Source organism: Candidatus Pantoea formicae, assembly GCF_011752625.1.
Classification (GTDB): Bacteria; Pseudomonadota; Gammaproteobacteria; order Enterobacterales; family Enterobacteriaceae; genus Pantoea; species Pantoea formicae.
Map to the genome: position 1 here is coordinate 93,686 of NZ_VWXD01000014.1, position 10,269 is coordinate 103,954.

The following is a 10,269-nucleotide window of genomic DNA, read 5'->3' on the forward strand; positions in this document are numbered from 1 at the left end:
ATGTATAAAATCGGCCAGCTGGCTAAACTCGCCGACGTCACACCTGACACCATCCGCTTTTATGAAAAACAGCAGATGATGGATCATGATATTCGTACCCAAGGGGGTTTTCGTCTTTATGGTGATGAAGATCTGCAGCGCCTACGCTTTATTCGCTATGGGCGGCAACTCGGTTTCAGCTTGGAATCGATCCGTGGGCTTCTCTCGATCCGTATCGATCCTGAACATCATACTTGCCAGGAATCCAAGGCCATTGTGGCTAAGCGCCTGGATGAAGTGAATGGCATGATCGCTGAACTACAAACCATTCAGCGTTCCTTGCAGCGATTAGCCGAGACCTGCTGTGGCGATCTGCACAGTAGCGCCTGTTGCTCAATTCTTGAAGCACTGGAAAAGGGTGAAGAGCCACATGCGGAAATTTGTTGTAGCAAGGATTGAATTTCGCACTGAAAAGCCTATAGTTTCGCCATTATTAACCGGAGGACATGATGAGCCGCTATCAACACTGTAAAGGAAAGATTAACAATAACGCCCTTGAGGCACTGTTGCATGACCCGCTGTTTCGTCAGCGCGTTGAACAGAATCAGAAAGGGAAAGGCAGCTACCGACGTAAAGACAAACATGCGAAGGGTGGAAACTGGGAGGCCAGTGATAAGCAGAAAAGTTTATCACTGGCCTTCTGCATTACAGACAAAAAAGCCGCCTGAGCATGGCGGCTTTTTTATCACAATTTATCGCTGTTCTGTTGTTTTAGCAGATCACGAATTTCAGTGAGCAGCACTTCTTCATTGGTAGGTTTTGGCGCGGGTTTTTCTACTTCTTTCTTCTGATACAGTTTGTTCATCAATTTAATCGCCATGAAAATCGCGAAGGCTACGATGACGAAATCAAAAATAGTCTGAATAAAGTTACCGTATTCCATGACGACGGCAGGTACATCACCTTCAGCTGGCTTTAGGACCCATTTGAATTGTTTAAAATCGACGCCGCCAATCAGCAAACCCAGCGGTGGCATGATGATATTAGCAACCAGTGATGAAACAATCTTACCGAAAGCGGCACCAATAATGACACCGACCGCCAGATCAACCACGTTCCCGCGCATTGCAAAATCACGAAACTCTTTGAATAAACTCATTGTTATCTCCTTACCTTGGCCAATGGCTAAAGTCTAACAAACCTTTGTGCAATTGCCATTAACACAGCGGATTATGCAGAATTATCACGGCGGGCAATGGCCCGCGATGATTTAGAGGAAGAAAGGACTCGGCTGGAACAGGCGCTCAACGTCTGGAACAAATTTCTTATCTGTCAGGAACATAATCACATGATCGCCCTGTTCGATACGCACATTATCGTTAGCGATAATGACATCATCACCGCGCACCACCGCGCCAATAATCGTTCCTGGCGGCAGTTTTATATCTTCAATCAAACGTCCTACCACGCGCGAAGTGGTTTCTTCACCGTGTGCAATAGCTTCAATGGCCTCGGCAATACCGCGGCGTAATGATGATACACCGACTATATCGGCTTTACGCACGTGGCTAAGCAGGGCGGATATTGTGGCTTGTTGCGGAGAGATCGCTATGTCGATCACGCTACCCTGTACCAGATCGACATAAGCACGGCGTTGGATCAATACCATGACTTTTTTGGCGCCCATTTTCTTGGCAAGCATCGCGGACATAATATTGGCTTCATCGTCGTTGGTGACGGCAATGAAAAGATCGACTTGATCCACGTGCTCTTCAGCCAGCAACTCCTGATCAGAGGCATCGCCATAAAACACGATGGTATCGTGCAGACGTTCAGCCAGTTCCGCTGCACGCTGTTGATTGCGCTCAATCAGCTTCACGCTGTACTGTTTTTCCAAACGTTGTGCCAATCCAAAACCAATGTTACCGCCGCCTACCAACATGATGCGCTTATAAGGCTTTTCCAGACGCTGCATTTCGCTCATTACCGCGCGAATGTGCTGACTCGCCGCGATAAAGAAGACCTCGTCGCCTGCTTCCACAATTGTCGAACCTTGTGGGCGAATAGGGCGGTCTTGACGAAAAATAGCCGCAACTCGCGTATCAATATGCGGCATATGTTCGCGCAGAATGGATAGTGGATTGCCGACAAGTGGCCCGCCGTAATAAGCCTTCACCACTGCAAGGCTGACTTTTCCTTCGGCAAAGTTCACCACCTGTAAAGCACCTGGGTACTGAATCAGGCGGTAAATATTGTCGATAACCAACTGTTCGGGTGAAATTAAATGGTCAATGGGCACGGCTTCAGGAACAAACAATTTTTCCGCATCACGTAGATATTCAGCAGCGCGAATGCGTGCGATACGGTTTGGCGTATTAAATAGCGAGTAAGCAATCTGACAGGCAATCATGTTGGTTTCGTCAGAGTTGGTGACAGCGACCAGCATATCGGCATCTTCGGCGCCCGCTTCACGCAGCACACGCGGATGAGAACCATGACCATGTACCACGCGCAGATCGAATTTATCCTGCAGTGCCCGCAAGCGTGTTGCATCCGTATCGACAACAGTGATGTCGTTATTTTCACCCACCAGGTTTTCTGCGAGAGTGCCGCCAACTTGCCCAGCACCGAGGATAATAATTTTCATCGTTGAGTTGCTCTTGTCAGAATGCGTCGCACTATTTTTTCATTAACTTAGCGTAAAAGAAGCCATCACCGTCATCAACGCTCGGGAAAACCTGCCAGCCGTTGATTTCACCCTGCGGGAGTTTCTCAGCAATGGCATCATCGTGCTCTGCCAGGAAGGCCGCAATCTGTTGATGGTTTTCTTCCGGTAGAATCGAGCAGGTTGCGTAGATCATCGTACCGCCTGATTTCAGACGTGGCCAAACGGCTTGTAGAATTTCACGCTGTAGGCTGGCTAATTCAGCGATATCACGATCGCGGCGCAGCCATTTAATATCAGGATGGCGACGGATGACGCCGGTTGCAGAACAGGGAGCATCCAGCAAAATACGATCAAACTGCTGCTCACCGCACCATTCTTCCGGTTTGCGGCCATCACCCTGGCGCACTTCTGCCTGCATACCTAAACGCTGCAGGTTTTCATGGACACGAGAAAGTCGTTGTTCATCGATATCCACCGCCAACACATTTGCCTTGGGCGCGATTTCCAGAATATGTGTGGTTTTCCCACCCGGCGCAGCACAGAGATCGAGGATGCTTTCATTGTCCTGCGGTTCAAGCAGCAGGGCGCAGCGCTGTGCTGAAAGATCCTGAACGGTTACCCAGCCGTGATCGAATCCAGGTAGCTGGCTGACCAGTGCAGGTGATTCCAGGCGGAGTGCATCAGGCGCGTCTCCGGTGAAAGCGGCTTTTTCTTCAGCTTGCAGCAGCGCCAGCCATGCTTCACGGCTATGGTGCTGTCGGTTGACACGCAGCCACATTGGTGGGCGCTGATTATTCGCTTCTACAATCTGTTGCCATTGTTCTGGCCATGCCGCTTGCAGACGTTTCAGTAACCAACCTGGGTGCCAATAACGCTGAGAACCTTGATCAACTTCGGCAATTAACGTTTCTTGCTGGCGTTGGAATTGACGTAGCACGCCGTTAATCAAACCTTTTAGATTGGCGCGCTTTAGCACTTCTGCACCGGCAACGGTTTCAGCTAACGCCGCGTGAGCGGGAACTCGGGTGTACAGCACCTGATATAAACCAACCATGATCAGGTAGTGTAAAACTCGCTGCTTACCGGTTAACGGGCGCTCCATCAACTTGCCGATTAAGGCTTCAAGTTGAGGCAACGTGCGCATCACACCAAAGCAAAGTTCTTGCAGTAAGGCACCGTCTTTATCCGCCAGTGTTTTTTGTGCACCGGGAAGAATAGCGCTGAGCGATTCCCCTTTATCTACCACGCGTTCAATCAGTTGCGCGGCCAGGCTACGCAGGTTAGTTGCTTTTTTCATATTCATTCATCAAACAAAAGCCCGGTGAAAACCGAGCTGGGGATCAGGCCAGAATGGTACCCGAAGTGAACCATTCACGACGCGAATTGAGCAGATCTTGTGCCGGCATGGCTTTTTTGCCAGCCGGTTGTAACGAGAGTAGATTCAATACGCCATCAGCGGTAGCAACCTGAATGCCATGCTTATCCGCTTGGATAATTTCGCCTGGTTGCTTGTTCTGATGTGGTAAGACACTGGCTTGCCACACTTTAACTGGCTGATCGTCCACCAGGAAATAGCTCATCGGCCAAGGATTAAAGGCGCGAATGCAGCGCTCCAGCTGTGCGGCAGAAAGAGACCAGTCAAGACGACCCTCTTCCTTGCTAAGCTTCTCAGCGTAAGAAACCTGCTCTTCGTTCTGGACTTCGGGTTGTGCCTTGCCATTGGCAAGGAGATCCAGCGTCACCAGCATGCCCTGTGGCCCGAGTTGCGCCAGTTTGTCATACAGTGAGGCACTGGTATCTTCGTCGGTAATCGGGCAAGCAAGCTTATGCAGCATGTCTCCGGTATCCAAACCCACATCCATCTGCATGATGGTCACACCTGTTTCACTGTCTCCAGCCCAAAGTGAGCGTTGAATCGGTGCAGCGCCACGCCAGCGCGGCAACAGTGACCCATGTACGTTGATACAACCCAAACGCGGCATATCAAGAACCGATTTAGGAAGAATCAAACCATAGGCCACGACCACCATAATATCGGCCTGAAGATCGGCAACCAGATGCTGGTTTTCTTCCGGCTTCAATGATTTTGGCTGGAACACAGGAATATCATGTGCCTGTGCCAAAACTTTTACCGGGCTTGGGGTGAGCTTATTGCCACGTCCCGCAGGGCGGTCAGGCTGAGTAAATACGCCAACGACCTGATGCTCAGAAGCAAGCAGCGCGTCAAGATGACGCGCTGCGAAGTCAGGTGTACCGGCAAAGATGATTTTTAGCGGTGCAGACACAGTTTAACCTTCTGTTAGGGCTTAGGCTTCGCGTGCATTCATGCGGGCCAGCTTTTCCAGTTTCTGTTTGATACGCTGACGTTTCAGCGGTGACAGATAATCGATGAACAGCTTGCCATCAAGGTGATCGATTTCATGCTGGATACAAATTGCCAGTAAACCATCGCTTTCCAGCTCAAAGGTATTGCCGTCACGATCCTGCGCACGAACTTTGACCCATTCAGCGCGTGGCACAAAAGCTCGCTGTTCAGGAATGGAGAGGCATCCCTCTTCAATACCGGTCTCACCGCCTTTATCCAGCAGTTCTGGGTTGATCAACACCAAACGCTCGTCACGATTTTCGGACACATCAATAACGATGATGCGTTGATGAATATCGACCTGAGTGGCCGCCAGGCCAATGCCTTCTTCGGCGTACATGGTTTCAAACATGTCGTCGACAATACGTTGGATGTCGGCGTTCACCGTCGCGACGGGTGCCGCGATTTTACGAAGGCGATCATCAGGGAAATGTAATACCTGCAAAACTGACATAAATATCCAGATCTGTATGCGTTAAAGAAAAGATTACTGCCTCATATTGTAGACTTTTTGATGCCTGATTGACAGCATTGCACCGCATGATAGCGGGCTGAAAAGGAGTGCAGCATGGAGAGAGTTGAAGGGATACTCAGGCTGGCAAATGTCAAAGGGCTGCGTGCCAATCGCGTGATGAATTTAGCGCAAAGTTTGCAAACCGACATGCCAGTAAATGATGAATTGCTGCACCAGCATGGTTTGAACGACATCCAGCGCCAGCAATTCAACGTGCTCTCTCCACAGCAACTGGAACGTACACAGCAGTGGCTGTGTCATCCTCATCATTATTTAGTAGCCTGTATTGATTCGCATTATCCCGCTCAATTGATGGAAATTAGCCGACGTCCAGTGCTGCTTTATGTCGCAGGCAATGTAGACATTTTGCACACCCCGCAACTGGCTGTGGTCGGCAGTCGGCATTGTTCACACTACGGTAAAGATTGGGGGCACTGGTTTGCACAACAGCTTTCGCTCAGTGGGTTGACCATAACCAGTGGGCTGGCACGGGGTATCGATGGCATTGCGCATCGTGCCGCTTTGGAAGCACAGGGAAAAACCGTGGCGGTATTAGGCAGTGGTTTGCAGCATATCTACCCTAAAAGCCACAAGAAATTGGCCCAAGAAATCATCGATTACGGCGGCGCCTTGGTGTCCGAATTTCCTCTTGATACGGTTCCGCACCCCGTCAATTTCCCGCGTAGAAATCGTATTATCAGCGGCTTAAGCCAGGGGGTGCTGGTTGTTGAAGCCTCACTCAAAAGTGGTTCGTTGGTCACAGCCCGTTGTGCTCTGGAACAAAACCGTAATATCTACGCGCTACCGGGCGCGCTCGGAAATCAAGGCAGTGAAGGAACGCATTGGTTGATTCAGCAAGGCGCGCTGCTGGTCGCCCATCCCAACAATATCCTTGAAGATTTGCACTCCACGCTGCACTGGCTGCCGCTAACCACAGCAGAAACAATATATTCACAAGACAGTGACGATGTTCCATTGCCATTTGCTAGCGTGTTGGCTAACGTAGGTAATGAGGTTACACCTGTTGACGTCGTCGCTGAACGTGCCGGCCAACCTGTGCCAGTTATCGCAGCTCAGTTGCTCGAGCTGGAGTTAGCAGGATGGATCGCAGCTGTACCCGGCGGCTATGTCCGATTGAGGAGGGCATGCCATGTTCGACGTACTTATGTACTTGTTTGAGACCTATATCCACAACGAAGCCGAAATGCGCGTTGACCAGGATAAATTGACCGATGATTTAACCGATGCCGGTTTCCATCGTGAAGATATCTACAATGCGTTGAATTGGCTTGAACGGTTAGCGGATTATCAGGATGGTCTGGTTCCGCCAGTGTTACTGGCTACCGATCCTCTCTCCATGCGAATTTATACGGAAGAGGAAAACCAGCGTTTAGATGCTGAATGTCGCGGTTTTATTCTGTTCCTGGAGCAAGTTCAGGTGCTGAATATGGAAACGCGCGAGATGGTCATTGAACGGGTTATGGCCCTTGATACCCTGGAGTTCGATCTGGAAGACCTCAAGTGGGTGGTACTGATGGTGCTGTTTAACATCCCCGGATGTGAAAACGCGTACCAACAGATGGAAGAACTGTTATTCGACGTCAATGAAGGTATGCTGCATTAATTTGCGATTAATGCATTCTGAAATATGAGTAAATCAGCACTATTTACCGTGCGTAAACACGATCCCTGCCCCGCTTGCGGGGCAGAATTAGTGATTCGTTCCGGCAAACATGGCCCTTTCCTTGGCTGTGTCAATTATCCAACCTGTGACTATATTCGCCCGCTGAAAAGCCAGGCTGATGGCCATGTCGTTAAAGTACTGGAAGGACATGCTTGTCCAGAGTGCGGCGCCGACAAAGTGTTGCGTCAGGGACGGTTTGGTATGTTTATCGGATGCAGTCATTACCCAGAGTGTGATTATACCGAAACCATCGACAAACCCGATGAGACCGCAATTGCCTGCCCGCAATGTCAGAGCGGTAAATTGGTACAGCGACGTTCTCGCTACGGCAAAACCTTTCATTCATGCGATCGCTATCCAGATTGCCAGTTTGCGATTAATGCAACCCCGATCGAAGGTATCTGTCCGCATTGCCAGTTCCCTTTGTTAATCGAAAAGAAAACCGCACAGGGCATGAAGCGCTTTTGCGCCAGCAAACGCTGTGGCAAGCCCATCGCCCAGGACGAATAACCACTATGAAGCAGAATCAATATTTACCAGGAAGTCTCGATTATTGCATCGAGCAACTTCAGCAGCAGGCGGTTATCGCCTATCCAACAGAAGCCGTCTTTGGTTTGGGATGCGATCCGGACAGCGAAAGCGCGGTGATGGCATTGCTGACGCTGAAACAACGCCCGGTCGAGAAAGGCCTGATCCTGATTGCCGCAGATTATGCGCAGCTGGAACCTTATATTGCCGATCGTGAACTCACGGTGGTGCAGCGTGAGCGTATGTTTGCCAGCTGGCCTGGGCCGGTAACCTATGTGGTTCCGGCAACACCGCACACGCCTCGCTGGTTGACAGGGCGTTTTGATTCGCTGGCGATTCGCGTTAGCGACCATCCGCAAGTGCAAGCACTGTGCCGCGGCTTTGGTAAACCTTTGGTATCGACGAGCGCGAATCTGTCGGGTGAGCCGCCATGCCGCAATGCTGAAGAAGTGGCACACCAGTTCGGTTCTCAATTCCCCGTTTTGCATGCTGCAACCGGTGGGCGGATCAATCCTTCTGAGATTCGCGACGTTATCAGCGGCGAACTTATTCGTCAGGGATAATAGATATGGAAAACTTCGCCGTTTTTGGTCACCCGATTGCACACAGTAAATCTCCGTTTATCCATGCTCTTTTTGCAGAGCAGACGGGCATCGATCACACCTATGGACGTATTTGTGCTCCTTTAGAGGGGTTCCCGCAGTCACTCAGTGAATTTTTTGCTGCGGGTGGAAAAGGTGCGAACGTGACGTTGCCATTTAAGCAACAGGCGTGGGAGTTTGCGGATGAACTGAGTGAGCGTGCTGCACTATCCGGTGCGGTAAATACCTTAAAGAAAAGAGCCGATGGTTCCGTGGTGGGTGATAACACCGATGGTATTGGTCTATTGAGCGATCTGGAACGACTCAAAATGATCCGTCCTGGCGATCGGATTTTATTAGTAGGGGCGGGTGGCGCAGCGCGCGGTGTGATTTTACCGCTGCTTTCTTTAGGGTGTTCCATCGTCGTCGTCAATCGTACCGTGGAACGCGCAGAGCAGCTTGCTGAGATATTTCAGCATAGCGGGGGTATTCAGGCTGCCAGTTTTGCTGATTTGTCCGGCCAGGCATTTGATTTGATCATTAATGCCACCTCTAGTGGCGTCGATGGTAAAGTACCGCCGCTGCCTGAAACGTTGATCACTCCACAGACCCGTTGCTATGACATGTTTTATCAGCAGGGATTAACGCCTTTCCTTCTATGGTGCCAGCAGTACGGTGCACATCAGTTGGCGGATGGTTTAGGTATGCTGGTGGGACAAGCGGCGCATGCATTTCAGCTGTGGCATGGTGTCATGCCAGAGATCACGCCGGTTATTGCTAAGTTAAAGCAGTCGATGCAGCAGTGAATCAGGCGATCCACTTTCCCGATCGTGAAAGCTGGGATGATGCCAGGCAAGCGATCGTCTTTCCGGTCGTGATACAGGGAATGGGATTAACCTGTGCCATCAAGTCGGAAGCGTTGAATGACCGATTTGGACCGGGAGAAGCGATGGCGCTATTTTGCGCCCATCGCTGGGATATAGAAGAGGAAGCAGAGCAGTTGATCCGAAAAGATATGATCGACGATCAAGGCTGGCTCTGGCTCTCCTGAGCGAGATATTCATTCTTCCAACCAACATAGTTGTTTGAAGAATAAAGCAGGCCTGCTATTTCGGCTTCGCTCAGCGGGCGGACCTGCTTAACTGGACTGCCTAAATAGAGGTAGCCGCTTTCCAGTCGTTTACCGGGTGGCACCAGGCTGCCAGCACCAATCATGACATCTTCTTCTACGATGACGCCATCCAGCAAAATCGATCCCATTCCCACCAATACGCGATCGCCAATGCTGCAACCATGCAGCATAGCTTTATGACCCACCGTCACGTCTTCACCAATGATCAACGGATAGCCTTCTGGGTTGCTGGTGGATTTGTGCGTAACATGCAATACGCTGCCATCTTGAATATTGCTTCTTTTACCTATCACGACTTTGTTCACATCACCGCGGATAGCAACCAGTGGCCAGATGCTGACATCGTCGGCGAGCTGCACTTCACCCACCACTACGCTACTGCTATCGATCATTACGCGATCGCCGATTTGTGGAAAATGGTTCTTATAGGGTCGTAGGGCTATAGACATGATCTTTCTCCTTTTGCGCTTTTACCCCTAGCCTGCGGCTTATAAGGCTGGCAAACAAGATGATTTTTGAGCGGATCGCTCGCGATCTCAGCGAAAAGATTGAAAACTCATCAGTCGATTAAAAAGATCGAAAAAAGGGGTTGTGCAAAAAATCCGGATCCCTATAATGCGCATCCACTGAGACGGCAAAGCGGCAACGCAGACGGCTCAGCAGGGAGTGAAGTGATTCATCCCGCCGGAGAAAAACGCTGAAAAAAGTGTTTGACTCTGAAGGAGGAAAGCGTAATATACGCCACCTCGCAACAGCAGCTTAAGGCGCTGATTGCACCGCTCTTTAACAATTTATCAGACAATCTGTGTGGGCACTCG

14 protein-coding genes are annotated in these 10,269 nt (G+C 50.3%); 8 read left to right on the forward strand and 6 right to left on the reverse strand.

Going from position 1 to position 10,269, the window contains the following annotated elements; translation table 11 throughout:
* Positions 1-438, forward strand: coding sequence for a Zn(2+)-responsive transcriptional regulator (zntR, locus tag F3J38_RS24595; protein ID WP_167143226.1), 438 nt, complete (start codon positions 1-3; stop codon positions 436-438).
* A 50-nt stretch (positions 439-488) separates the two neighbouring features.
* Entirely contained in the window at positions 489-707 is a 219-nt protein-coding gene (locus F3J38_RS24600) for an alternative ribosome-rescue factor A (RefSeq protein ID WP_167143270.1), read from the forward strand.
* A 17-nt stretch (positions 708-724) separates the two neighbouring features.
* Here F3J38_RS24600 and mscL read toward each other — a convergent pair whose 3' ends face one another.
* From mscL to def, 5 genes are all read right to left on the reverse strand, one after another.
* Entirely contained in the window at positions 725-1,138 is a 414-nt protein-coding gene (mscL, locus tag F3J38_RS24605; protein ID WP_034830732.1) for a large-conductance mechanosensitive channel protein MscL, read from the reverse strand.
* 111 nt (positions 1,139-1,249) lie between these two features.
* On the reverse strand, positions 1,250-2,626 hold the full coding sequence (trkA, locus tag F3J38_RS24610; protein WP_167143229.1) for a Trk system potassium transporter TrkA: 1,377 nt from the start codon (positions 2,624-2,626) through the stop codon (positions 1,250-1,252).
* A gap of 31 nt (positions 2,627-2,657) precedes the next feature.
* Entirely contained in the window at positions 2,658-3,944 is a 1,287-nt protein-coding gene (rsmB, locus tag F3J38_RS24615) for a 16S rRNA (cytosine(967)-C(5))-methyltransferase RsmB (RefSeq protein WP_167143232.1), read from the reverse strand.
* A 43-nt stretch (positions 3,945-3,987) separates the two neighbouring features.
* Positions 3,988-4,932 (reverse strand): methionyl-tRNA formyltransferase, encoded by a 945-nt coding sequence (gene fmt / locus F3J38_RS24620; protein ID WP_167143235.1) that lies wholly within the window; start codon positions 4,930-4,932, stop codon positions 3,988-3,990.
* A gap of 21 nt (positions 4,933-4,953) precedes the next feature.
* Complete coding sequence (def, locus tag F3J38_RS24625; RefSeq protein ID WP_167143238.1) at positions 4,954-5,466, reverse strand: peptide deformylase; 513 nt, start codon at positions 5,464-5,466, stop codon at positions 4,954-4,956.
* A 114-nt stretch (positions 5,467-5,580) separates the two neighbouring features.
* Between def and dprA the strand changes: the two genes are divergently transcribed.
* From dprA to F3J38_RS24655, 6 genes are read left to right on the forward strand one after another with little or no spacing between them, the layout of a single operon-like run.
* Positions 5,581-6,705 (forward strand): DNA-protecting protein DprA, encoded by a 1,125-nt coding sequence (dprA, locus tag F3J38_RS24630; RefSeq protein WP_167143241.1) that lies wholly within the window; start codon positions 5,581-5,583, stop codon positions 6,703-6,705.
* Positions 6,677-7,150 carry a DUF494 family protein Smg gene (gene smg / locus F3J38_RS24635; protein WP_039330869.1) on the forward strand — a complete coding sequence of 158 codons (474 nt, stop codon included), beginning with the start codon at positions 6,677-6,679 and terminating at the stop codon, positions 7,148-7,150. Before dprA ends, smg begins: the two co-directional genes overlap by 29 nt.
* A 24-nt stretch (positions 7,151-7,174) precedes the next feature.
* A complete protein-coding gene (locus F3J38_RS24640; protein WP_167143245.1) occupies positions 7,175-7,720 on the forward strand; it encodes a DNA topoisomerase family protein in 546 nt (181 codons plus the stop codon).
* 5 nt (positions 7,721-7,725) lie between these two features.
* On the forward strand, positions 7,726-8,301 hold the full coding sequence (gene tsaC, locus F3J38_RS24645; RefSeq protein ID WP_167143247.1) for an L-threonylcarbamoyladenylate synthase type 1 TsaC: 576 nt from the start codon (positions 7,726-7,728) through the stop codon (positions 8,299-8,301).
* 5 nt (positions 8,302-8,306) lie between these two features.
* A complete protein-coding gene (gene aroE / locus F3J38_RS24650) occupies positions 8,307-9,125 on the forward strand; it encodes a shikimate dehydrogenase (RefSeq protein WP_167143250.1) in 819 nt (272 codons plus the stop codon).
* Positions 9,122-9,370 carry a DUF1488 family protein gene (locus F3J38_RS24655; RefSeq protein ID WP_167143253.1) on the forward strand — a complete coding sequence of 83 codons (249 nt, stop codon included), beginning with the start codon at positions 9,122-9,124 and terminating at the stop codon, positions 9,368-9,370. The genes aroE and F3J38_RS24655 overlap by 4 nt, the downstream gene beginning before the upstream one ends.
* On the opposite strand, the gene F3J38_RS24660 is transcribed toward F3J38_RS24655, so the two are convergent.
* Positions 9,346-9,900 (reverse strand): gamma carbonic anhydrase family protein, encoded by a 555-nt coding sequence (locus tag F3J38_RS24660; protein ID WP_167143255.1) that lies wholly within the window; start codon positions 9,898-9,900, stop codon positions 9,346-9,348. The two genes, F3J38_RS24655 and F3J38_RS24660, sit on opposite strands and share 25 nt — an antisense overlap.
* Between the last annotated feature and the right edge of the window lie 369 nt (positions 9,901-10,269).